This window comes from Niallia taxi (genome assembly GCF_032818155.1).
GTDB classification, from domain to species: Bacteria; Bacillota; Bacilli; order Bacillales; family Cytobacillaceae; genus Niallia; species Niallia taxi_A.
Map to the genome: position 1 here is coordinate 1269192 of NZ_CP102590.1, position 25237 is coordinate 1294428.

Consider the following 25237-nt stretch of genomic DNA (forward strand, 5'->3'; position numbering starts at 1 on the left):
ACTGCTTCATTTATGCCATTGCGGTGTATTGATTGATATTACTGACAGCACGACAAATGTAGCGACCACTCGAATATTGAGCGTGAAAGACTAAACCTAAGAAGATGGAAAAAATAACGGGCCTTACAGCATCCGAATATGAAACCGCGTAAATAGAGAAAATGTGGTGGGACCGGAAGCGGCTCAAATAGCAAAGGAATACTATCAAGCAAATAAAGAGACGTTTGTAAAAATCCTGGGCGAAGATACCCTGGACGAGGATTTCTTAAAAGGGATTGACGATAGTATTTATAAATATGATACCGTGCTGAAGAATTTAGCGGATAAATAACAAAAGGTGAACCGATATGGTTCACCTTTTGTTATTGTGAATTACATTAATCAAGCAATAAACCTATTTTCTAGACAGGTAATATAAAGATAACAAACATAAGGAGCTTAATGGTCGTTTTTCTTTTGAAACATACTAGTATTTTAACAAAATTGAAAAGGCAGGTAAAAACATGACGATTGAATGGACAGACCATAATAAAGTTAGTTATTTAGTATAATTATCTCCAGTTTAACCTTACATCGTAGATTAAGATTAGTTATATTTGTATGATTCAAAAAGTATGAACTCATTCAAGCCAAGTTTGAAGAGCTTGAGCAAACTCTGGATACACTACTTCAAGATTTTCCAGGCATTGATCAAATGTTAGAGATAACAGGAATTGGACGCGATACGGTGGCGGGTTTCTTCGCTGAAGTAGGCGATTTGAGTGAATACAATCATCCTCGCCAGATACCCAAACTGGCAGGACTCAGCTTAAAAGAAAATACATCAGGTAAGCATAAAGGGAGGACCAGAATAACCAAACGTGGTCGAAAGAAATTACGAGCATTGTTATTCCCGGCATCTATGATTCTAGTAGCCAAGAATAAAGCCTTTAAAGCCCTACATCTTAACTACACAACGAGACCTGACAATCCGTTGAAAAAGATGCAGTCTATAATTGCTTTGTGTAATAAGCTCAAATGCATTCTATTCTCTATTGGTAAGAAACAGTTTGTATTTCAAGAGGAGAAGATGTTGAAGGACATCCCTCATATGCAGGCATTTATCCAAGAACCAATAGCTGCTTAATCACTATAAAACTAACTTTTAATAAATAGATTTGGAAAGATGAACGGACAAAATCAGCATGGGATTAGTCGGCAATGCAACTAACGTAAGGACTTAGATTCTGCGTGGCAGCATGACCGACATCGACCTTATAGAAAGGTTGAACGAAGGAATGTAGGAGCGTAGACTCTGTGAGACTTGGGAGGGTAGACCCCCGTAAGAGATGTGGATATCCATTGGTGCGTACATACCTATTTATCCAACTTTTTGAAATTAACCAAAGGTTGGCTAGTTTCTTACGCTCATTTTCTTCGTAAACTGCTTAATTGTGTTCTTTTCTCTCTAATCAAATCTGTAAAGTAAAACAAGTTAGATAGCAATATGGTGAAAAACTGCGTAATTAAGAGATACGTGTTTGTTTATTGAGGGAGGATAGTGGAATAAGAAATTCAATGAGATTATGTATCCAAAGAAGAAGATTAGAGCTATAATACCAAGCATAGAGAAGATACTCAACATAGTAAGGTGAAAGACAAATGATGTTACCAGATCTATACTCAAAGTTAGCAATAGCACCTTTATATATTCTTGTATTGATAATGGCTATTCTTTATTTGTTATTAAAGTTTAAAGACAAAGGTTTCTTTGCATTTATGCTTAAAATCTATGCAGTATTTCTTATTGTCAATTATGTAATAGCACTGTATTTTCGTTTCATAGGTTTAAATAAACTGTTTTAATGACCACCTGTAGGTGGTTTTTTCTTTTTACAAAAGTTTTAATCCGATAAGAGGTTGGTCTTTTTTCCATTTATACCTTAGATTATAGAAGGTCATAAAAATCTAATATTTTTCAAACCAAATGAAGGTTAGCTACGTCTATTATATGTGAGAGGGTGATAACAAGATGAATGGACTAAAACAACTGGCGGTGACAGATGAAAGTATGTTGCTTGAGAGAGAGGAAATAATTGATCAATTAATGCAAGAATATAGCGATGATATCCTGCATCTCGTATATACATATGTAAAAAATCGAACGACAGCAGAAGATTTAACACAGGAGATATTTTTAAAATGTTATGAAAAGTTAAATCAGTTTAATCAGCAGGCAACACTAAAAACATGGGTATATAGTATTGCTAGTAATCATTGTAAGGACTACTTAAGAAGCTGGCATTATCGCAAAATAACGCTTAGCGATAAAATTTTGGATTATATACCGTCGAAATCAAAACAGGTTGAAGAAGAGATTATCGCGAATAGTGAAGGAAACATCTTAACAAATGCTGTCATGAATTTACCTCTAAAGTACAGAGAAGTAGTATTTCTGCATTATTATGAAGAACTATCTTTAGCCGAAATAAGTAAGATTACGGCAGTAAATATAAATACAATAAAAACTAGGTTAAAACGTGCAAAAGAATTATTAAAAGACAAGATGATTGAGGAGGTTTAGGAGATGAATGATCCATTTACTAACCTGAAGAGTTCGATGAAAAAATCAATTTTCAAGGATTTTTCTTTTTCCAATGAAAGAAAAAATGCGGTGAAAGAAACCATTCGTATGAGACAATCTCAATCACAATTTCATTCCTGGAAAATAGAAACCATCATAGCTATATTAGAATCGGTTCAGCATGAATCAAAGGATGGCTACAATATTTCTACCCAACTTTTTCAAAAAAGTGAACATACTTTCCAAAAAAATGAAGGGCAGCTTTATTCACTTTTACATCTACTAGAAAATAAAGAAATTCTTATTTCAAAATGGATAAACAAAAAGAAATATTACTCCTTAAATTCCAAAGGGGGAAAATACTTAGCTACCTATAAACAAGATAAATCAAAACAAGAGTTATTCCTTAAACACTTACTAGAGGAGGCGTCCTTATGAGTTCTCCCAAATTTGAAGAATTTTTAAGTAAAGTAACTTCCAAAGTGAAATCTAAGGAAGCCCACAACATGATAAAAAAAGAGCTTATTCATCATCTTCAAGAGTTAAGTCAATCTTACAAAAAGAGAGGGTTTTTTAAAGAGGATGCAGAGGAAAAAGCGATTCAAGAAATGGGAAATCCATTTACTATTGGGGAGAGATTAAATCCTCTACATAAGCCGAAAATGGATTGGGTTCTAATTGTGTTATTTGTTCTTTTTGCTGGTATTAGTTTTCTCCCGTTAGTTGGTGGGATTCCTGAATTTTCACTATCAGGTACCTATTTTATGGGGAGACAGACAATTTGGTACACCCTGGCTATTCTTGTAATCATTGGATTCCTTTTCTTTGATTACCAAAAATTAAAGAACGGATGGATATACTTTTATGCGATAGGCCTATTGATCCATATATATCTTCATCTTTTTGGAATTATGACCAACGGAGCAAAGAAGTGGGTTTCCCTCCCAGGCCTGATGGTCGATGGAACCATGATGAGCTTATTTTTCTTTTTTCTTGCATGGGCTGGTATTTTTAACAAAATAAATGAGTTTCGGAGTTGGAAAAAACAAGGTTTACTTTTTGTATTATTTTGGATTCCCATCTCGCTCTACATGATGGTGCCAGACTTTATGGTTAGTATTATTTACTTCTGCTGCATACTTGGGATGTTTGCTTTCGCTCGAATCCATAAGAAATTAGCTGTAAATTTGATCCTAACAAATCTATTGGCTGGTATTATTTTCATTATTATGTTCTACATGACCTCACGTCAAAGTTATTTGTTAACTAGATTATCTGCTTTTATAAACCCTACTGCCGATTCAAATGGAGCAGGATATATGTATAAAGCGGTTAGGAATGTCCTTTCAGAAGCGGGATGGTTCGGTAACGGACTTTCCAACGAGTTGAATTTTCAATTGTTACCAGAATCACATACAGATTTTGCTTTTCCCTTCCTCGTCTATTCTCTTGGTTGGGCTTTCGGATTCGTTCTATGTTTGATCCTACTGATATTTATTTCAAGGATCTCAAAAAATGCGTTTAAAACACAGGACCTCTATGGGAGATTGATTGTAATAGGTGGTGCTACATTGTTTGCGGTTCCTACTACCTGGAACATCCTGATGAGCTTTGGAGTCGTGCCTATAATGGGAATTTCTCTGCCTTTTATTAGTTATGGAGGCAGTGCGATACTCTTTTACGCTGCTGTTTTAGGACTCATTTTAAATGTTTATCGAAGAAAAGATCTTGTAGAACCCACGATTGCAGATGAAATTAAAAGTTAAAGTCGAACATGTAATTGCTTAAAAAGGGCGACAGCTAAAGTAATAGTTGTCGTCCTTCCTTATTGAACTATTGGGTAGGAATGTCAACAACAAACTGGACAACTTTTATAAGGCCCTTCTCTTGAATTCTACTGGTGTTAAGTAACCGAGTGTTCCATGAATTCGAATATGGTTAAACCAATGAACATAATCATTCCATTCCAGGTTTAGCTGTTCAAGAGAAGTAATATGGGCTCCATTTGCGAATTCCGTTTTGAAGACTTTGAACATGGCTTCGGCGACCGCGTTATCGTATGGACATCCCTTTGTACTCAAAGATCTTTGAATCCCAAATGTTTCTAAAGCCTCTGAAAGTAGTTTATTATCAAACTCTTTTCCTCGGTCTGTATGAAACATTTGAATGTTATGCAAGTTACCTTTAATGCTTGCCAATGCTTTATAATGATTTTCTTTGCGCAATCTCATTAACTCATTCTCTTCCTCTGTACGATTATCTTTCGCAGAAAAGGATCCAGTTTCTTGATGATTTTTAATCCAACGATCTAATGCGGATGGTGTGATTTCATACTCTCGACAGATATCCGCACGGGACTTTCCATTTTCATATGGCTTTACTAATTGAAGCTTAAATTCGCCTGTAAAAGTTCTACGTTGGCGCGGCATTCTACCAATCTCCTTCCGTCCAACTTAATGTAACCTATTCAAGGGAAGAGTTTTTTAGTAAGAGAGGATAGTTATATAAGCTGCTGTAAATTTTATAATCTAAACTTGACTCTCCCCTTTAGGGTAGACATTAAGCTTTATTTGTAAGCTAATTCTAAAGGAGGAAGTTAAAATGAACGTAGTGATTAGAGACATAAGAAAAGAGGATATAGAACCTATTAAAGCAATTATTGCAGATACTTGGAACGCAAAGGATTTTATTGAGTATGATGGCATAATAAATGCAGCAGTTACCATGATGTTTATTAGTCCTATATTAAATAAAAGTACTTTTGGGAGAGTGGCTACATTTGAAGGTGAGGTCATTGGTGTAATATTTGGATCTAGAGATGGTGAAAAACCATCTTATAGATTGCTACAAGAAGATTATACAAGTGAAATGCTACGACTATTAACTTTAAATGACATTGAAAGAAAAGTATTTGTTGAACTCACCTCTATGACTAATGAGGCATATAGCAAATTAATGGGAGGAAAGGAAAATGACTTTCAGGGTTGTTTAGAATTCTTCGCTGTTTCTGAGGAAGCTAGAGGAAAAAAGGTAGGAAAAAAATTGTTTAATGAGCTTATGTCATACTTTAGAGATACAAAAGTAAATAAGATATACGTGTATACAGATACAATGAGTAATTATGGATTTTATGAACATAATGGATTTGTCCGGCTTGATCAGGAAGTGACTGTTTTTAATCTACCTAACGGCAAACTCGAAAACAATAATTTTATTTATGAATACAAACTTTAAGCTAAACGTCAGTCCATCTCATTTATGAGGCGGACTTTAGACTTATTTGATATTGAGAGAAATGGTTATATTGATTAAAAACATCTGTCATTAAATAAAAAAGATATATCTTATCACACGATAAACTATTTTTCTCCAAATATGTTTTTACTGATTGAAATGTTTCCAATTCAGTATTTTTCGTACAATTAACAGTTAAATATTCTCCCTTTGGTAGTACGGAAACATTAGGAGTATCTTTAAGTAATAAATAATCTTCAGTAGTTATAAGACGAAACACATCACTGATTATCCAGTTATCATAATGCCGTGAATGTATTAATCCATACTGAAACGTATTGCTTGAAAATGCATCTAATGTTTCATCTAATTTATCAAATGACTTTATCTCATTAATTTCGCCACCTTGTGTAGGTGAACTGAAGAAATACCTTTCTTCAAAAGTTTGCATATTAAATCCAGTTTTCATAAGTTCATTTTCCGATAAATAGATAGCCTTTTTTAATGTTTCTATTTGTTTATTAAGATGCTTTAATTTCTTTATTTCTTTATAAATATCTTCATTTTTTTGTTCTAGATAAAGCTTAAGGGAATTCGTATCAGCTTTCGCAAATAAATCTTTAATTTCTTTAATACTTACATTACTTTGCCTACAAACCTTTATTATATCCAGGTAGAGGAATTGATTAATTGTATAGAAGCGATAACCGTTATCAGGATTAATATGTGCAGGTATTAATAAGCCAATATTATGATAATAACGTAAGGCTTTTATCGTAACATTTTTTAACTTAGATACTTCTCCAATTGAAAAAAATCTTTTATCCATAAATCCTCCAATAATTTTTGAAAGTCATTCTCTAATAAAAACCTTACCCATCTAATAAATCAAAATTTATTATTACGCTTTATTTTGGAGATACATTGATTTTTTTAATAGTGGATCTATCCAGTGTAAAAGCTAATTGCACAATTGATTAAAGCTATAAGAATAAAAGTTAACAATAAAACCTGTTAAAACGTAATAATTACGTTTTATATATACTAAAATAGTATAAGTCAACCATTGTTAGTGAGTCAAGCTGTAATAGTAAGCATTAGAACTTAATTTACCAATCTTGCTTTGAGCGTGTTAGTCAATTAAAGCAAGTAGCCTCTAATGTTTACTTTTAGGAATGTTAAAATAGAATTTAAATAAATGTAGTATCTAAACTATAGCCTTTTTTGTAATTCAATGTGGTGGTGGAAAAGTGAAGTCCATACTCCTAGAGGAATGTTTTTGGGGTATTAATCTTTTTTATTAACCCCAGTTATTTTTATAGTATTGTAATTTAATATTTAAAGATACACTTGACAGGCAGTAAAGTAATTGGTAAATTATAAATCGTAATAATTTCGATTTACATATAAAAAATTAGGAGGGGAAAAAATGAAAAGATCACTTTTCATCTTATTAAACATTATGCTGCTTTCTATATTTTTAGTAGCATGTGCGGGAACTAAAAATCAGGAGCAAGTAACAGGGTCAGGGGAAACAGACTCAGAAGTACAAGAGAAAAAAGAAGTTAGTAGCGATGAAGTGGATATAAAGAATCTGGATGCACCTGAAGATATAAAAGTTGAAGGGTTAGCAGACCATTATCATACTGGTGACAAAATTAAGTTAACTGCTGTTTTAGATGGAGAGACAGAACAAGACCATTGGCACTGGTACAGTAGAGAAAATCCAAATGAGGATTGGAAGGCAGTAGAAGGACAGGAAGCAAAAGAATTTACAGGTGAAGCATCAGTTAATGGTTTAGAATTAAAGGTTGTCTTGTTTAATAATGACGACAAACCTAGTGCTCAATCTGCATCAGTTAAAATTCTTATTAATGATCACGGACAGGATGAAGTAAGCAAGCTAATATATAAAGGAATTTTTGAAGATAGCCAAGTTAAAGATCGCCCATTGTCTGATTGGGAAGGTGATTGGCAGTCCATTTATCCATATCTATTATCTGGAGATTTAGATGAAGTGTTTGAACATAAAGCAGAAAGTGGAGATATGACTGCAGAAGAATACAAAGACTACTACACTGTAGGGTATAAAACAGACCTTGAACGCATAGTGATTAAAGATAATTCTGTAACATTTTTTGAAAATGGACAGGAATATACCGGGAAGTACGAGTCAGATGGTTACGAAATACTTACCTATGAAAAAGGTAATAGAGGTGTACGCTTTATTTTTAAATTAGTAGATGGCACTGAGAACATGCCTAAATACATTCAGTTTAGTGATCATGGTATATTCCCTGCTGATTCGTATCATTTCCACCTATATTGGGGTGATGACCGTGAGAAACTGTTAGAAGAAGTAACTCATTGGCCAACATATTATCCTAGCAATCTAGATGCTAATGGCATCGTAAATGAACTGTTAGCTCATTAATACTGATTAGCTAACAAAAGTGAAATTCAGTTTTATACAGTACTTAAAGTTAATTAGATTTGGAACGAATGCTAGATTATAAATCGTAATTACTACGCTTTAAGGGAAGTTTTTGGAGGGTGAAAACAAACATGAAAAAAGGCTGGTTGGTTTTCATTTTAATGATATCCACGATTCTATTTGGGTGTCAAAATGGAGAAAAACAAAATGCATCAGAAAAGGTTTCTGTTGTAACATCATTTTATCCAATGTATGAATTTACTAGACAGGTCGCAGGTGATCAAGCAGATGTCACTTTGATGTTATCATCTGGAGAAGATGCACATCATTATGAACCAAGTGCTAAGGATGTCGCTCGAGTCAATAAAGCTGACGTATTTGTCTATAGTAGTGAAGAAATGGAATATTGGGTAGATAGCTTATTAAAAACGATTAACAACGATAAATTAATTGTAGCCCGTACGGCAGATGGTATTGAACCAGACCATCATCATGAACAGGATACAGAAGATAATGATGCAACAGATGCAGCTAATACAGATGATGAAAATGTTAGTGAAGAAGAACTAGAGCACAGCCATGAAGATGGAGAGAAAACTTCGCAAACAAAACAAGTAGAATTGAAGGGATTAGCAGATCATTATCATACAGGTGATGTTGTGACTCTCGCTGCAGAGCTTCAAGAAGAAACTAACTATGATCATTGGCATTGGTATTCACGTGATGATCATAATGAGGAATGGGAATTGGTAACTGGACAAGAGACAGACCATTTTGAATACAAAACAACTGGGAAAAGCTTTGAAGTAAAAGCAGTATTATTGGATGATAAAGATAATACTTATGCTGAATCAGAGTCAGTATCGGTTTTAATTGATAATCATGAAAATCATGATCCACATATTTGGTTAGATCCAGTATTAGCACAGGAGCAGGTTAATATTATTCGTGACTCGCTCATTAAAGCAGATCCAAATGGAAAAGATATCTATGAAAAAAATGCAGAAACCTTTAAAAAAGAACTTCAAAAATTGCATGAAGAATATCAAGATACTCTAGAGAATGCGAAGAACCGTATATTTGTAGTGCAGCACCAAGCCTTCGGATATCTTGCAGAAAGATATAATTTAGAGCAGATTTCTATTGGTGGCTTATCTACAGAAGTAGAACCAAGTGCATCACGAGTTGCCGAGATTGGAAACTTGGTCAAGGTATATAATGTACCAGTAATCTATTATCAACAAGGTGCCAACTCAGCAATTGCAGAAACAGTTGCTGCAGAAACAGGAACAAAAACAGCCAAACTGTATGACTTAGAGGTTTTGTCTAAAGAATTCGAAGATGAAAAATTAGGTTATATAGCTGCAATGCGTGAAAACTTAAAATCCTTACAGCAAAGTATTCAGTAAAAAGAGATAAGTATTAGGTTAAATACTATCGGAGTGTAAATGATTAGAATTTATTTATATCTGATATGTAATGTAATTTAGTAATCTATAGTAAAAATTATGTAGAATAGCAAGAGCATTAATCCTATTTAGATTAATGCTCTTTCCAAATGTTCCTGGTTATTATATTTAGCAATAAAGGGTATGGAGATTAAATAAATTTATTTGCAATTTCTTAGATAATGTCAGGAATTAATTTGATGCATAAGAGAAGAGAATATTTTTAATGGAATTAATGGTAAATAGTAATGATGCATTTCGCCAAAAAATTATATCGAGAAGCAGTATTCAGGTATTAGGATAGACACTTTATCTAGAACTTTGTATAAAGAGAGAAAGTAAGCACTACCAACTGGCTGCTAGCCTTCATTAGATAATGATTATTGGAATTACAGGCGGTTAATTTGAATTATTATATAAGATATGGTTTAATAATAATTGTACTAACAAAACGTAATGATAACTATTATCATTACTGTATATTGTTCCATATCATATTTAAAAAGCATTAAACAAAGGAGATATTAATTATGAAAAAAGGTATACATCCCGAATATCAGAAAGTTGTATTTATGGATACAGTTAGTGGTTTTAAATTTTTGTCAGCTTCTACAAAGAAAAGTAAAGAGACGATTGAATGGGAAGACGGAAAAGTATATCCCTTATTAAAAGTTGAGACAAGTTCAGATACACATCCATTTTATACTGGAGTACAAAAGTTTGGTGAAAGAGGAGGAAGAGCAGAGAGGTTCAATAAGAAGTATAATATTAAGTAATTTGTACTTAAGTCACTTTAAAAGTGGTAATAAAACCACCTAAGCCCTGTTGAATAAGGGATTAGGTGGTTTTTATTTTCTTTAAGAAGGTAGAACGCTTTATATTAGGAGCTAAAACTATTTTAAGAGATAAGTATTTGTTTATTGAGGGTGTATAAGTAGCTTCCTGTAATATATAAAAGGCGCGACCGATTTGGAAGGGCAATGTTTGTTGTTTTTTTGATAATTCTTTCCTAATAGGTGCAAGCGGTGGTTGTTCTAACCATTTATGTTATATGATAAAATCAAACCATTTTTTTGTCACTAAAAGATTTTGTAGAATAGTCTGCTCATAAGTGGCTTCAAGATCTGTCCTCATGGCTGAAGCTAAACCAGCGCCATGATAATTTTGAGCAGATGAAACAAAAAACCATATGAAAAAGAATTAACTTATCAGAGAATAAGCATACAAATGATATAGAAGTATAAATGGGATAAAATTTAACATTTATTCCCTTTTTCTGAAAAACAAATTGCATATAGCCAACTTGTTTTTTTAATTGTTAAAGGTGTCGGTTTTGTTAATTATGTAGCAACACTTTAGATATTGCTTTACCATGGAAAGCCACGAAAGTAAGACAAACAGAATTCAAGAAGCCTTAATTGCTGCCAGCTACATTTGGCAGCATGAACGAATGAGTTTAGCACCAAAAGGGGAAGGATTCTGAGGATAATAAATCAAAAACACCATAAAATAATAGGAGTTATTTAAGTTCTTATTGGGAGTACGAGACATGTCTTGGTCAAAAATAATTATCTTCATCAGTTTACCTTCCTTATTAACAGGCTGTTTGGATAGGAGAGAGTTAATACATGTTTCCTTTAATTCAGAGATTAAAAGAAATGGTTTAAGGAAAGATCGGGTTATTTATAAAGAAGAAAATAAAGTGAGTGCTTCATATTTGCCAGATTGGAAACATGAAGCAATTGAGAAAAAATTTTAATTAACTATGTAAATGGACAGACATAGTTACAATTATGTGGATGTTAATATACATTGATAATAATGGGCTTACCCAAAGCGTTTTAAGTAAATAACTTTAAGTCGGCAGGGAGTATTACTGCCACTGCTCAAAAATGCGGGCGTGCTAAATGGATTTTTCTGTAACTTTACATATCTTACAGGAAATGTTATAGTTAAATAGAATTATTTTTGTTCGGTGTAAAAGTTTATTTTAACTTTACATCTTGATGAACTGAGAGCAAGGATAGTATTACATTGTGTGTATTAACACACTAGGAGGCAATACAAATGGAAAAAGGTAATGTAAAATGGTTTAATGGCGAAAAAGGCTTCGGATTCATCGAACGTGAAGGTGGAGAAGATGTATTCGTTCATTTCTCAGCGATTCAAGGTGAAGGTTACAAAACTTTAGAAGAAGGTCAAGCAGTGACTTTTGATGTGGAGCAAGGTCAACGTGGACCTCAAGCTTCAAACGTACGTAAAGCTTCTTAATTTCACACAAAAAAAGGCAGGCTCTTTTATGGAGTCTGCTTTTTTTCTGTGAAAGAGGAACACCCACTCGTAAAAAAGCAGGAAAATGAAAACAGTAAATCAAATGGTAAACCAAGTGTAGCATGTAATCAAGGATTATCCTAATTTAATGAGAGTGGCTTTTAAAAATGGCTTTTATTTTTATGAACTACTTGAAGGGTATTTTTCTGGTTGAATGCTAATGGACCCTCAAGGTATATGAAGTAAAACAAAAATTGTAATGAATTGCACTTAAGGTAACGTGCGTGATTGTTGAACAAGGTAATGGATTTTTCTGTTATTTTCGTAGGAAGGTATTATATAGAAATATAATATTAAGGTTAATAGAGGTTTCAACATATATACAGGGAGTGAAATTAAACATCCTTTATTAGTAATCCGACGCGATTCCTATTTTTTAAAAATTTTTTTAAAAGTAATTGACTTAGAAAATAAATTTATGGTATTATTATAAATTTGATAAAAAATAGTATATGTGTTAAGGTTAAGAAAGTTATTAAATATGGAGGTGGATTATTTGTTTCAAATTGGTGAAAACATTTTTTATCCAATGCAAGGAGTAGGTATAATTAAAGCCATAGAGGAAAAGGAAATCTCCGGAGTAAAACAACAATATTATGTCATAAACATGGTTATCAGTAATATGGAAGTCTTGATTCCTACAGATAAAATATTGACCTCAAATATACGCCCTATTACAGATATAACTGCATTAAAATACATCATAAACAGTTTTCATTATGGAGAATCAGATGGATTACTGTCTTGGAAACAAAGGTATAAAGTGAACATGGCCAAAATTAAAACGGGTAAAATACAAGAATGTACTGAAGTTGTACGTGATTTAATGCGAATGAAGAAAGAAAAACCACTTATTGCAAGCGAAAAAAAAATGTTAGATAGCGCGCATGAATTTTTAATTAGTGAACTGAGACTAATTAAAGGGATTACAGAAAATCAAATAAACAGTTTCTGTTAAGGTTAATTTGAGATAATGTATTAAACACTCTCGTTTAATATTAATAGTAAATCTATTCAAAGACATTTAAAATTCTCCAACTCACCTTTAGAGTAATAACCTCTTTTTTCTATTATTCCATCTATTCCATTTTATTTTTTACAAATGTCGGAAGTTTTTATTGAATAACTCGATAAAATAGTCCGCTTGATTTTTGAAAACCTGATTCACACTGGCACGGACAAGGATCCGTAAGGATGAAAGAGAGGTAGGGCTTTCATTGTTTTAGGTATACAAGTATACAATAAATTATTTAAGTCATTATATCTAGAAGAAAAAACAATCAATCTCATCTCATCTTCTTTAAGTATTCTTCCATCTTACGAGTTAGTGAATAGTAATTGTTTATCTTCTTTACGTAAAAGAGAATAACGAATAGGTAGCACCATATGGCCAACTACAAAATGGTTTTCAATTTTAGGAAACCATTTTTTGGCGTATACAGTTAGTTAGCGGGCCGAAAGCCATATGGTTGATACAATATGTTACAGGGTATGCATATAACGTACTTCTTTAATGCCTATATTGTGCACCAAATCATTTACGATACCATAGCAAGGCGCATTATATGTGACATAGGATAAAGATAAAAGTCGTGATACGGTACAACATATGATGCATATAACGTGTGCGTGAAATACGATATAAAAGTCACGTCGTATAGGCTTTGAGAAGTTATGTCGAAATTTAAGTGTAAACTTTTACGTCCTGGTATAACGTACGGTGTAAGAATAGAATAAGCAACTACTGTTTGTAACGCAGTAAGAATCGAATAACTCAAAATTCGAAAAGAAACAGCATAATCGAAATAGCTTATACTTGGTTGTCGTTTCTTAAAACTAACAGATTCGTATCTGCTTGATTGAAAACCAGACCGTCTCTCTTACAGATAGAAAAACACTCTCCTGACAACGAAACGAAGGCTTTTAAGGCAAATCCCTTTTTTTGGTCAGTGGTTCCTAAATAGCGGCGGTGAGAGAACGGTTTTACCTAATAGATCACTTGTCTATTGGGTAAGGTGGAGAAATTACAAATTCTTGAATCAGCTTTCTCACGTTCGTTTATATCGCGTGCTACGATTAATTTAGATAGAAAAGGAGTGTTCAACAATGGCTCATATTAATTTTAAAGCAGAATCAAGAACTGAAAGTATTGGAGCTTCTGGAAAACCAAAACTTATAATGGATGTAATAGTCACTGTTGAGGTATTAGGCTTTACATTTCCAGTAACAGCTAGTTATGAAGATGGATTTGTATATTACGATAAAGAATATGTAAGAAAGCAACTTCGGGATGCAAGACTTTCCGCTCTGTTCCGTCCATCCCTCCGTGAATGGATGGAGAAACAACAATAAAATTTTTTTGGTCGCTAGCGAGTTCATACTTGAAATTAAAATTGGTTTGATGGAAGGGATAAAAACTTGGGGAAAATGGAATGACTGGTTCATGGTTGTTTATTGTATATAGATAAAAACTGAATGGATATGAAAGCAAATACCTCAAAGACTGCAATAGCTCCTTTAAAACTTACTGAAAAAAACTGGGCCGTGATTATGATGTCGAATTAAAATCAGCACCTTTTTCTAAGGTTTTTGCATAAAATAAAGAGGATGGATATAAACTACTTTTACAGCTTAGAACTTCTTAGCCCTACTCTTTTGAGTGGGGCAATTTTCATTGCGCTCAAATTCAATTAGCCGAATAAGATAGACTATTTAACAAAAAAATATCCGTAAGTCATGGAACAGGTTCATAAAAGCAGGAAAATGGATTTACTCCATTATTATGGTACTAACGGGAAAGCATTCCTGTAATAAATGAAAAAATAGCCTTTGGAAGAAACAGGGCAGTATAGTTGTGCGAAATGTTCCTAGTTTAAATGGAGGATGGATACATTACTCCGGTAAAGATTAGGCAGTTCCTTTCGGAACTGAAGGGTTATATCAAAGAATCAAATGATGAGGTAACGCTCGGAAGGGTTCTCTCTTAGTCGAATAGCACTGATTTAGTAAGGATGAAAGTGTTATAAGCTCGATGAAAAGGCATGAGAAATTACCGTATCAGTTCGGCTGACGAAAGCCTACTCGATGGAGTGGTGTAATTCATGGTGCTTGAGTTGAATGAATATGGTGAGAATGCGAAAAAACCTAAAAGTAAAGGTTAAGCTGACAAATTTCTGAATGTACGGGTCTATAACTGCGATACATAGAAATGTGTATATCACCAAATTGTGAGGTTAGCTGTGGGTGAGTAAGAATAACTAATATAAAAACCCATGATACGTTACAGGCGTATGAACGTTAACAGGCTTAAAGGAAGCACCTAAGTTCATTCTATAATAGATATAACTCAACGTTGTAAACTGATAACGTGGAGGACTTACTTCTAATGAAACGATGACAAGGAAAGCAATAATGATACTAGTTACTGCATAACTTGTCTTTATATCAGTGAAAGTGGTGGCACAGTACCTATGAAATGTCTAATCCACATGGAGGGATAGCCACTAGACTAATAAAGATTTATTGAACCAAGTAAGGCAGTTCTTTATCGATTAATAAGGTTCTCGTAAGACTAAAAGAGGTTTAACTCCGAAAGGAGTCACCAACTTATTGAAACGGAAGAAATTGAGGCACAGCGAGTATTATAGTATGCAAGATTGTTTTGACAGACTATATTCTCAAAGTGTCAGTGGTCATAGCTTCTATGAATTAACAGAATTAATGAGTTCTCAAGATAATATACGACTTGCCTACCGGAACATTAAAAGGAACACTGGTAGTAAAACTGGTGGAACTGACAAGTTAACAATTAATGATATTTTGCATTTAACAGTAGAAGATGTAATAGCAAAGGTTCAATCTATGTTTAAAAGGTATGAACCACAAACAGTAAGGCGCGTATTTATTCCAAAAGGAAATGGGAAAACTAGACCTTTGGGTATTCCAACCATATGGGATAGAATTTTTCAACAGTGCATACTTCAAATTTTAGAGCCAATTTGCGAAGCAAAATTCCATAAACATAGTTATGGATTTAGACCGAATCGCAGCACGCATCATGCCAAAGCCAGACTTGAGTTTCTCATTAACCAATCGGGCCTATATCATTGTGTTGATGTGGATATTAAAGGATTCTTTGATAACGTTAATCATAGCAAGCTTTTGAAGCAAATGTGGTCTATAGGTATTAGGGATAAATCACTTCTTTCCATTATATCTAGGCTACTTAAAGCAGAGATTGAAGGGGAAGGAGTACCTATTAAAGGTACTCCGCAAGGAGGTATACTGTCACCTTTATTATCTAACATTGTGTTAAATGAATTAGATTGGTGGGTTAGTGACCAATGGGAAACGTTTGAAAGCAGATATACCTATTCCACCTCTGGTAATAAATATCAGCAGCTAAAGAAAACGTCGTTAAAAGAATGTTTTATCATCCGTTATGCGGACGATTTTAAGGTACTGTGCAGAACTAGGTCACAAGCAATAAGAATGAATTACGCATTGAGAGATTTCTTGAGAAAAAGACTGCAGTTGGAAACTAGCGAGGAGAAATCGAAAGTAATAAATCTAAAGAAAAACTCTTCCGAGTTCCTTGGATTCTTAATAAAGGCTGTAAGGAAAGGAAAAACAAGGTTTGGTTATGTAGCGAGGTCTGATATGTCCAAAAAGGCTAAAGAAAATACCTCCCGACAGATTAAAAAGGCTATAAAAGTAGTCAAAAGAAAACCTTGTGCTGAAACTGTTTGGAATTTCAATACTGTCGTTATGGGTATCCAAAACTATTACGCTTTCGCAACAAACATTACTATTAATCTTAATCAGTTAAACGCTCATCTTCGTAAATCGATATATAATCAATTAAAGAACATTAGAACAGAGGCAAGTATTCATGATATGACAAAAACCTTACAGAAGAGGTACAAGGGTTATAATGTGAGACTATTTAAGATACAACAGATGGTATTTGTCCCCATACATGCCCAGCGTTGGAGAACTCCACTGTGTTTCTCGCAAACGATTTGTAACTTTACTACCGAAGGTAGAGATAAAATACACAATAGCCTGAAAGCTATTGATAAAACAACGCTCTCTTATATCATGAAAAACTACATTCCAAACAGAACAATTGAGTACAATGACAACAGAATCAGTAAGTTTATCGCACAATATGGAAAATGTGCCATATTAGATGAAAAGTTAGGAATTAATGAATGGCACTGCCATCATATAACTCCTTTTTCACTGTCCAGAGATGACAGTTATTCAAACTTGATTGTTGTTCATAAAGCAATACATCAGTTGATACATCTAAGAGACAAAGTTAAAATAAAAAATCTTTTACAATCTTTAAATCTAGATAGAAAGCAGAAAGAAAAAGTAAATAAACTACGATTAAAATGTCAAAATGAAATTATCTAACATTGGAATCCAGCACTCTAACTGCTTAAATACATAGAAAACAATAAATTGGTTTAGTTGGAACGCCGTATGCGGTGAAAGTCGCACGTACGGTGTGAACAGGGGGAAAAGGGAGCGATAACCTCAAACCCTTACCTATCTGTATTAAGTGGAAATATTCGCAATATTGTCAGGAGTATAGAATGGTGATTTTAAACTTTATTTCTACTTCACACGATATTCTTATCAATGTAAAGTAGAAATAAACTTTTGATGGAATTAGTTAATAAAACCAGCCATTAATTCTTTAACAATTTCCTCACAGCTCTTTTTTTCTGTAAATCAATAGCCGTGTTTACTGAAATAATTCCCTCATCCATCCGTCCTTCCAGCATCCCTGTGCGAAGGCCGCCATTCTCACTTAACTTTTTATCTACTTGGTTAGAAGTATACATATTCTCAAATTCTTGAGCTGCATTATTAGGTATGGAGTGTTGGGTTGACGATACTGTAAGAAGGTCTGCACCTTTTGAATGAATGATATGTTGTTTTGTAACATCTGAAGCAGGACATTCATTCGAAACAATAAAACGAGTTCCTACATAAACTCCTTCAGCACCAAGAGCAAAAGCAGCCCTAACACCACGAATATCATTGATTCCACCTGTACTATCTACTATTGGTACACCAGTTCACTATATACTACTAAGTGCGGAGATCCCTATTTGTGAAGATATGAGAAACCTACAAGCACTACCACCTAGTGATTTTACCATAACAGCTGTTCTCCAGCAGTAGTGTTTTATAACGTATACAATAAATATAAATCTATATTAAGAAAGGTTTAATTTGGAAAGGGTTCACTTAAACTAGAGGTCTTTAGTTGAATACGGAAAAAGAAAATCACAATAATTAATAGTGTAAGTTTATGCTTTTTTATGTAATAATTATTTTGTAGAAATGTAATGTTACATTTCATACATAATGAAGGTGGGGATCATAATGGCAACGGGAACGCATTCTGTAGTAGTTCCAGTAGATGTACAAGCAGTTTGGGATTATGTCAGTGATCTTGAAAAATGGGCAACGACAGTTCCAGCCTATAAAGAACATCAAATCATAAATGACAAGCAATCGATTTGGACGTTTGAAGGTAGTGTGAAAGGCATTAAAAAAACAATACAAGCACAGGTAGATATTACCGAATGGAATGAGCCTTCAAATATTAAGTTTGAACTAAAAGGTCTATCAGATAATTTTACTGGAAGCGGTCACTTTACTGCAGAAGATGCTAACGGTGAAACAGTAATGACTTGTACTGTGGAAATCCATGCAGGCGGATTATCTGGTGTGGTGTTAACACCAATTATTAAATTGGCTGTTCCAAAAGTAGCATCTCGTTTAACAGAATCTATTGCGCATAAAATAGCCGTATTCTCTTAGTTTAAAAGATTGAGAGCTACTTTTTTTGGTGGTACCTTTTCTGAAGTATAGATGTTTATATGAAGTGAAAATAATGGTAGCAAGCATTACTAGAAATTTAATAATTAGCAAAAAGAGGTTGTCCAGAAAAGGATGGCCTCTTTTTTAATGTTTTAGAATCACTTTTCTTATGAACTGACAAGGCAGTGAAAGGATGAAATAGATAAAAAACTGTGTTTAACCACAGATCTTAAAACTTGACTACATTATTCATTATATTACTTATTGCCATACACTTAAACGAAAGGGGGTGGTAGTTTAAGTACAAAAAAATACTTATTAAAAAAAGGTACGAACTTTTAGATAAGTTGATACCTTTTTTAGTTATCCTTTGCAAATATCTTATAGGCACAGCTTACTTCTTACGCTATTTCTTTTTACTATTGACTTAAGGCCAATATTTATCTTCTTTTTCTTCTTTTTTTTCAATAACTGTTGGTATTGAATTCTTTAATTTTTTATTAATGCTGTTTAATACAAATAATATTCTTATGATAATTCCAATCACTATACCAGTAATTATGATAGGTCCTTCACCTTGACCTAAAAAATAAATAATGTATAAACTAATTGTTGATAATACTATTGACAATAATAGATACAATTCCAAAAACCTCCTGAAAATATATATTATTCCATAATACAAATATAGCTTAATATAAACTTTTCATCTATACATCTTATTTTTATGGTTAATTACTAACCAGACTGTATTCTGTAATAAACAAACTGTATAAATTTGATTCCAGGAGCGGCATTCCAAGAGTGGATAACGTCCTTTTTTGTTTAGAATTTAACTGGACGTATTTTTATATTAAAATTCGATAGCTTATTCTTCTGAAACGAACGAGGTAGCATTCTGTAATAAATAAACTGTAAAGCTTTCCACTACCAAGCTATTCAATAAATTCAAGATAATAGATATTATGAGCTTGTATATGATGGAAGTTAAAGAAGGGATTCAGGTTTTAATAAAGAACTTATTAATTTAAGAATAGCTATTCTTTATGACGTCCTAAAAGATTGAAAATGACAGTTTGATATGGAGTTATCTCAAAATCTATAAAAAAAGCAATTACTATACCTAAAGACACTTTTAGTGAGTCAGCCTTTGTACTAAAAAAAGACAAATAGTAGTTAACAAAAATTATTACTTTAACTGTTTAAAATATTGAAAGCGTTTTATTTTTAGGGAGTTAAGAGAAGAATGCCTTAAAAAAGGAAAATAAATTAGAGGTGGGAATATGAGCAAAATGCATGACAATGAATTGGATGTTAATTTAAGTTTAGCTAGATTTCTAATCAATGAGCAATTCCCTCAATTCTCTATGCTGCCGATAACTCCAGTAAATACAGTTGGAACGGTGAATCATGTATACAGGCTGGGGCAAGAGCTTTATATTCGGCTGCCAAGGGTTAAGGAATGGGCGCATATAGAAAAAGAGTGGAAATGGATTTCCTATCTTGCTCCCAGCTTGTCACTAAAAATACCTAAACCGATTGCTTTAGGAAAACCAACTGCTTCTTACCCTGTGAACTGGGCAATATACAAATGGATTGAAGGCAATAACTATTGTGAGGAGTTAATTCATGACGAAACTGAAGCAGCTAAGGATTTAGCGGATTTTGTAAATGAGCTGCATTCACTTGATGTGCCGGCTGATGCGCCTAAAGCAGGACGATTACCTTTGCTTGAGTTAAATCAAAAAACATTAGAAAGCATTAATGAGGCTGGTGATTTGCTGGACAAAGACAGAGTATTAGCAGCATGGGAGGATGCGTGTAAAGCCTCTGTTTGGAACGGTATACCAGTTTGGATACATGCTGATTTGCTTAGACCAAATCTTTTGGTTCATTCCGGAAGATTGGCTGCAATTATTGACTTCGGAGGAGTTGGAATTGGAGATCCGGCGTTCGACCTCATACCAGCTTGGAGTATATTCAACTCCCAAGGGCGGAAAGTCTTTCAAAATTCGATCAATGCGGATAAAGATACTTGGCTTCGTGCCAGAGGGTATGCACTTCATCAAGCAGTGCTTATTATTCCATACTACCGAGTAACCAACCCTGAATTTGTTACCCAAGCAAAAAGAACTGTGGATGAAATTTTAGCAGATATAGATACAGAGAATAATAAAATTAAATGAAGATATTTAGACTTTTTGACGATGTGCATTAATCTTTGAGCTTACAAGTCCCGTAGCATTCCGCCTTTCTTAAACTTCATGTATCAAAATAATTCCCTGTCAAGTGTTGTCTTGGCAGGGATTTTCTGTTGGGGTAATTATTTAATGAGAAGAATTTAGAGGGAATTCCAACTGTGATAACTATTTTGAGGAGAAGAATATACATCATTTTTTAAAGTTGGAGTGTTTTCTATTGCAATTACAATAGAAACTGAAAAATTGTTTAACCTAGGTAAAAAGATTACTTGTTAAAAAATTAACTTGGCTTAAAACAGGATATCTATCCTTTTTTTAGTACAATATTCTTATTTTTCTACAAAAAGTGACAAAAATCTGTCTTTTTTTTAGTGAATGACTTCACATTTGGTACATATTACCGATATAAAGGAAAAGTGCATATGGAGGAGATTGTTTTATGAATTCTACGATTCAGTCAGTAGTCAATATTGCCCCGATTATAAAAGATACACTTGGACCAACAGCCGCAATGGGTGTGCTGGATACGGAAAAGTTTGTATTTTTCGCCCCATCAACGCTATTAAATCTGGACATTCAAGTCGGAAGGTCAAGACTGGATGAACACGATGTTTATCTGCAAGCACTCAGGGGTGAACATATTATTTCCAAAACAGAAGATGTAAAAATATTCGGTGCGCCAGTCGTAACTTCCATCACGCCAATTAGGGATATTGAAACAAATGAAATCGTTGGACTGTTATCATTATCACGAACATTAGAGCACCAAGATAAGCTAGATAAAGAGCTTAGCAAAATTAATGAGGTAATTGATGCATTGCAAGGTAAGGTACAGTATGTAGCCGCTCAAGCTGAAGAGCTTTCTGCAACTAGCAGTGATATTAATGATCAAGCAAAAAGTGCAAATCAAAACTCCCGCCAAATAGGCGAAGTAGTTCAATTGATTGAACAAATTTCTACGCAGACAAATCTGCTTGGATTGAATGCAGCTATTGAAGCAGCTCGTTCTGGTGAAGCAGGAAGAGGCTTCGGTGTTGTGGCAGATGAAATTAGAAAATTATCTAACAATACAAAGGACGCGGTGAAGACAATTGGTAAATCCTTAACTGAAATCCGGTCCAGCATTGAAAATCTGACCCTTAGTATTAATGAAGTGTCCACGTCGTCAGATGAGCAGTCTGTCATCATGGTCGAATTCATGGATGAAATTAAAGCTTTGGATGAAAAAAGTAAACAAATAATTGAAAATATGAAGAAAGTAACTAACCAGGAATAGGAGCGTATATTATGCATTTAACACTACAAGCGTTGGTTAAACTAGCGCCTGAAATCAAAAAAAACCTTGGTGAAAATTGTGCTGTTGTCGTTACAGATACAGAGAATTTTATTTTCTCTTCTCAGTCAAAAGATTTGGATTATAGTGTTAAGGTCGGTGACTTTGCCTTTACTGAAGATAACGATATACTTCGACAAGCACTTAATGGAAAAAAAATAAAGATACATATTCCAAAAGAACGCTATGGCGTTGGTATGCACTATACGGCCAATCCAATTCGTGATGAAAACGGTGAGATTGTCGGTGTGTTCCAAATAACGAAAACATTGAAGGATGAAGAAATTTTAGATAAGGATTTGGATGAGTTACGTACTATTGTCAGCAGTCTGCAGGGCAAAGTACAGCAAGTTGCCGCTCAAGCGGAGGAACTTTCCGCAACCAGCACGGATATAGATGGCCAAGCAGCACATGCTAATGCGAATTCTCAGGAAATTAGCAAGGTTGTTAAATTGATTGAAGACATCTCAGCACAGACGAACTTGCTAGGTTTGAATGCTGCAATTGAAGCAGCACGTTCTGGCGAAGCAGGTAGAGGCTTCGGTGTCGTGGCAGATGAAATACGCAAGCTTTCCATCGGAACGAAGGATGCCGTTGGCACGATCGGTAAATCACTGCAAGAAATCCAAACAAATATGGAAAATTTGACAGTGAGTATTGGTGAAGTATCTACTGCATCTGCAGAGCAATCTCGTGTAATGGTAGAGTTTATGGAGGATATCCAAAACCTAAATGACCAAAGCAATGAGATCGGACAATACATTAAAACTATTACTTCTTAAAAAGAGTTTTAGATACGTAGGGTTCTATTTGTCTAAAAAATCAATACGCACCGATAGTTATAAGAAGTATGTGACTGGCTAGTCGTATGCTTCTATATAATTACTGTTTTAAAGGAGAAAAATCCTGGTTAACATAATTATTTGCACTGTAAGCGAAAGCTTACAGTGCTTCTAGAACTACTAGTAGTCTGCAGTAATTTTTGAATAATAGATAAACTAGTATTTTTAAGTAAGAGCATGTTAGTTGTATTGAGTAATTTGGTTACATATAATAAGTAAGTATGACTATAGTTAGAAGCGGTAGTCATGGATGGTACGAGGAACAGTTAATAGCATACTCTACTATTTTATGATTACAACTAGTTACTGAGAATGGGGGATAAATAAATGAAGTCTTTGGTCTATTATGGTTCGAAGGATGTAAGAATGGAGGAAGTTTCTTCACCTGAAGTTACAGAAGGAACTGTTAAAGTAAAAGTTAAATTCGCAGGTATATGTGGTACAGATTTACATGAATATTTACATAAAACCTTTGTAACAGAAGATAAAATGATTTTAGGTCATGAATTTACTGGAGAAATTGTGGAAGTTGGCAGTAATGTAACTAAATTTAAAGCTGGCGACAGAGTTGCTATTGAACCTATTTGGGGCTGTGGTGAGTGTGATACATGTAAAACAGGGAATTATAATATTTGTCCTGATATGAAATCATATGGCATTCACGAAAACGGCGGCTTCGCTGAATATGTTGTAGTGAAAGAGGCTAATGTATTTTTATTGCCTGATACACTAAGCTATGAATTTGCAGCTTTAGTAGAACCACTTGCTGTTGTATTGCAGGCAATTAGGAAAAGCAAGTTCAAAATTGGTGATAGTGTCGCTCTTTTTGGGGCAGGACCAATCGGACTACTGTTATCTGAAAGCTTAAGAGCAGCAGGAGCTAGTAAGATTTTCGTAGCGGAGGTTAGTGAGGAACGCAGAAATTTAGCACTGAAAATGGGGGCAGATGTTGTAATCAATCCGCTGGAAGAGGATGCCGTTCAAGTTATTAAAGAACAAACAAACGGTGGAGTGGATGTTTCCTTTGACGTTGCTGGTGTGGAAGCTACCTTCAACCAATCACTTGACTGCATCAAACCTAATGGTGAGTTCATGATTGTAAGTGTGTTCGCTAATCCAATTACGTATCACCCGACAACTCAAGTAGTCAGTGAGAAAAAAATCAATTCCTCTCTAGGTTATAATAATATTTTTGCCCAAGCGATTGATTTGTTATCGAAGGGTTCATTGAATGTTGAACCAGTCATCACAAGTATTATAGAGTTAGATAATATTGTGGAAGACGGTTTTGAGAAACTGATAAGTGATAAAAAAGAATGTAAAATTTTAGTTCGTCCGAGCTAATGAACATAAGTATATAAATCTAGGTTAAAACTGAACTATTTTCTCGAATATCGAATAATAGTTCAGTTTTTTTGATATTTTTAATCTCGAATTCATAATTTATTAAAGTTAGAAAAAATAATTTATTATTCATGTTTAGATAGGGATAGGCTGTATTTTCGTTTCGTCCCAGCTTCTTTTTTATATTGTTTTTTATACAAAAATAAGTGTAATAAATATATTGACTATGTAAAATAGCATAGAAAGTAAGAGGGAATTTAATACCCTTTTCGTTTTGTAAATCAAAAGTATAAAAATAATTGTTACGCTAAGTAAAACTAGGGGATTTAAATATAAAGAAAGCAGTAGATTTTTGCTGATCATTTCTTGTATTAACACTTGAAATGCAGTAATGATAAGATTTATAGAAACTAAATAGTACACAAAATGGGCATTTAACTGTAAATTTAAAACTTTATTGGCTATTATTAAATTAAATTTAATAGAAAAGTAAACAAAAAATAGAACAGTTGCTATTATAAATAGGATTATCATTAACAAGGCAAGTTTATAATAAATATCTGATTGGAACAATTTTATGAAATGATAATATTCATCTTCATCAATTAGCTTATACCTATAACCTAACATAAAGAATTGACATCCCATTAATAGGACAAATATT

General features: G+C 33.7%; 22 protein-coding genes and 2 pseudogenes. 19 read left to right on the plus strand and 5 right to left on the minus strand.

All coding sequences use genetic code 11. The features are described 5' to 3' along the window. The first annotated feature begins 166 nt into the window (after positions 1-166). The 5 genes and pseudogenes from NQZ71_RS25245 to NQZ71_RS25265 all read left to right on the plus strand — a co-directional run bounded on the left by NQZ71_RS25245 (position 167) and on the right by NQZ71_RS25265 (position 4329). Entirely contained in the window at positions 167-331 is a 165-nt protein-coding gene (locus NQZ71_RS25245) for a hypothetical protein (protein WP_275007495.1), read from the plus strand. Positions 332-610: 279 nt separating this feature from the next. Next, positions 611-1126 (plus strand): annotated as a pseudogene (locus tag NQZ71_RS25250) (transposase); the annotation flags it as partial. Between the two features lie 885 nt (positions 1127-2011). Further along, positions 2012-2563, plus strand: a complete 552-nt coding sequence (locus NQZ71_RS25255; RefSeq protein ID WP_144455211.1) for a sigma-70 family RNA polymerase sigma factor — start codon at positions 2012-2014, stop codon at positions 2561-2563. Between the two features lie 3 nt (positions 2564-2566). After that, positions 2567-3001, plus strand: a complete 435-nt coding sequence (locus tag NQZ71_RS25260) for a PadR family transcriptional regulator (RefSeq protein WP_144455210.1) — start codon at positions 2567-2569, stop codon at positions 2999-3001. After that, positions 2998-4329, plus strand: coding sequence for an FtsW/RodA/SpoVE family cell cycle protein (locus tag NQZ71_RS25265; RefSeq protein ID WP_317012025.1), 1332 nt, complete (start codon positions 2998-3000; stop codon positions 4327-4329). Before NQZ71_RS25260 ends, NQZ71_RS25265 begins: the two co-directional genes overlap by 4 nt. Before the next feature lie 105 nt (positions 4330-4434). On the opposite strand, the gene NQZ71_RS25270 is transcribed toward NQZ71_RS25265, so the two are convergent. Then, the gene (locus NQZ71_RS25270; RefSeq protein ID WP_317012026.1) at positions 4435-4992 is read right to left on the minus strand and encodes an IS3 family transposase; all 558 of its coding nucleotides are present in this window, start codon (positions 4990-4992) and stop codon (positions 4435-4437) included. Between the two features lie 172 nt (positions 4993-5164). Between NQZ71_RS25270 and NQZ71_RS25275 the strand changes: the two genes are divergently transcribed. Next, on the plus strand, positions 5165-5797 hold the full coding sequence (locus NQZ71_RS25275; RefSeq protein ID WP_317012027.1) for a GNAT family N-acetyltransferase: 633 nt from the start codon (positions 5165-5167) through the stop codon (positions 5795-5797). Between the two features lie 22 nt (positions 5798-5819). Here NQZ71_RS25275 and NQZ71_RS25280 read toward each other — a convergent pair whose 3' ends face one another. Next, positions 5820-6626, minus strand: a complete 807-nt coding sequence (locus NQZ71_RS25280) for a MerR family transcriptional regulator (protein WP_260054448.1) — start codon at positions 6624-6626, stop codon at positions 5820-5822. A gap of 600 nt (positions 6627-7226) precedes the next feature. Between NQZ71_RS25280 and NQZ71_RS25285 the strand changes: the two genes are divergently transcribed. The 3 genes from NQZ71_RS25285 to NQZ71_RS25295 all read left to right on the plus strand — a co-directional run bounded on the left by NQZ71_RS25285 (position 7227) and on the right by NQZ71_RS25295 (position 10455). After that, on the plus strand, positions 7227-8231 hold the full coding sequence (locus tag NQZ71_RS25285; RefSeq protein ID WP_317012028.1) for a metal-binding protein ZinT: 1005 nt from the start codon (positions 7227-7229) through the stop codon (positions 8229-8231). A gap of 131 nt (positions 8232-8362) precedes the next feature. Next, positions 8363-9640, plus strand: coding sequence for a metal ABC transporter solute-binding protein, Zn/Mn family (locus NQZ71_RS25290; RefSeq protein ID WP_317012029.1), 1278 nt, complete (start codon positions 8363-8365; stop codon positions 9638-9640). A gap of 569 nt (positions 9641-10209) precedes the next feature. After that, positions 10210-10455 (plus strand): type B 50S ribosomal protein L31, encoded by a 246-nt coding sequence (locus NQZ71_RS25295; protein ID WP_144455196.1) that lies wholly within the window; start codon positions 10210-10212, stop codon positions 10453-10455. A 274-nt stretch (positions 10456-10729) separates the two neighbouring features. Here NQZ71_RS25295 and NQZ71_RS26305 read toward each other — a convergent pair. Beyond that, a pseudogene (locus NQZ71_RS26305) lies at positions 10730-10895 on the minus strand (DUF3231 family protein); the annotation flags it as partial. Positions 10896-11228: 333 nt separating this feature from the next. Between NQZ71_RS26305 and NQZ71_RS25300 the strand changes: the two are divergent. The 5 genes from NQZ71_RS25300 (at position 11229) to ltrA (ending at position 17431) form a co-directional block, all read left to right on the plus strand. Then, positions 11229-11438 (plus strand): hypothetical protein, encoded by a 210-nt coding sequence (locus tag NQZ71_RS25300; protein WP_317012030.1) that lies wholly within the window; start codon positions 11229-11231, stop codon positions 11436-11438. A gap of 308 nt (positions 11439-11746) precedes the next feature. Then, positions 11747-11950 carry a cold-shock protein gene (locus tag NQZ71_RS25305; protein WP_144455195.1) on the plus strand — a complete coding sequence of 68 codons (204 nt, stop codon included), beginning with the start codon at positions 11747-11749 and terminating at the stop codon, positions 11948-11950. A 541-nt stretch (positions 11951-12491) separates the two neighbouring features. Next, positions 12492-12968, plus strand: coding sequence for a CarD family transcriptional regulator (locus tag NQZ71_RS25310; protein WP_317012031.1), 477 nt, complete (start codon positions 12492-12494; stop codon positions 12966-12968). A 1148-nt stretch (positions 12969-14116) separates the two neighbouring features. Continuing rightward, a complete protein-coding gene (locus tag NQZ71_RS25315) occupies positions 14117-14362 on the plus strand; it encodes a hypothetical protein (protein WP_144455193.1) in 246 nt (81 codons plus the stop codon). A gap of 1257 nt (positions 14363-15619) precedes the next feature. Then, complete coding sequence (ltrA, locus tag NQZ71_RS25320) at positions 15620-17431, plus strand: group II intron reverse transcriptase/maturase (protein ID WP_455710047.1); 1812 nt, start codon at positions 15620-15622, stop codon at positions 17429-17431. A 278-nt stretch (positions 17432-17709) separates the two neighbouring features. Here ltrA and NQZ71_RS25325 read toward each other — a convergent pair whose 3' ends face one another. Then, on the minus strand, positions 17710-18090 hold the full coding sequence (locus tag NQZ71_RS25325) for a nitronate monooxygenase (RefSeq protein ID WP_317012538.1): 381 nt from the start codon (positions 18088-18090) through the stop codon (positions 17710-17712). A 322-nt stretch (positions 18091-18412) separates the two neighbouring features. On the opposite strand from NQZ71_RS25325, the gene NQZ71_RS25330 reads away from it, so the two are divergent. Then, positions 18413-18853 carry an SRPBCC family protein gene (locus tag NQZ71_RS25330; RefSeq protein ID WP_127739362.1) on the plus strand — a complete coding sequence of 147 codons (441 nt, stop codon included), beginning with the start codon at positions 18413-18415 and terminating at the stop codon, positions 18851-18853. A gap of 427 nt (positions 18854-19280) precedes the next feature. On the opposite strand, the gene NQZ71_RS25335 is transcribed toward NQZ71_RS25330, so the two are convergent. Next, positions 19281-19496: a hypothetical protein gene (locus tag NQZ71_RS25335; protein WP_260054452.1), complete on the minus strand. Its 216-nt coding sequence runs from the start codon at positions 19494-19496 to the stop codon at positions 19281-19283. 640 nt (positions 19497-20136) lie between these two features. Between NQZ71_RS25335 and NQZ71_RS25340 the strand changes: the two genes are divergently transcribed. The 4 genes from NQZ71_RS25340 to NQZ71_RS25355 all read left to right on the plus strand — a co-directional run bounded on the left by NQZ71_RS25340 (position 20137) and on the right by NQZ71_RS25355 (position 24573). Then, on the plus strand, positions 20137-21039 hold the full coding sequence (locus NQZ71_RS25340; RefSeq protein ID WP_317012033.1) for an aminoglycoside phosphotransferase family protein: 903 nt from the start codon (positions 20137-20139) through the stop codon (positions 21037-21039). Positions 21040-21493: 454 nt separating this feature from the next. Then, positions 21494-22330, plus strand: coding sequence for a methyl-accepting chemotaxis protein (locus tag NQZ71_RS25345; RefSeq protein ID WP_317012034.1), 837 nt, complete (start codon positions 21494-21496; stop codon positions 22328-22330). A gap of 11 nt (positions 22331-22341) precedes the next feature. Further along, complete coding sequence (locus NQZ71_RS25350) at positions 22342-23169, plus strand: methyl-accepting chemotaxis protein (RefSeq protein ID WP_275007481.1); 828 nt, start codon at positions 22342-22344, stop codon at positions 23167-23169. A gap of 387 nt (positions 23170-23556) precedes the next feature. After that, on the plus strand, positions 23557-24573 hold the full coding sequence (locus tag NQZ71_RS25355) for a 2,3-butanediol dehydrogenase (protein ID WP_317012035.1): 1017 nt from the start codon (positions 23557-23559) through the stop codon (positions 24571-24573). Positions 24574-25237 lie beyond the last annotated feature (664 nt).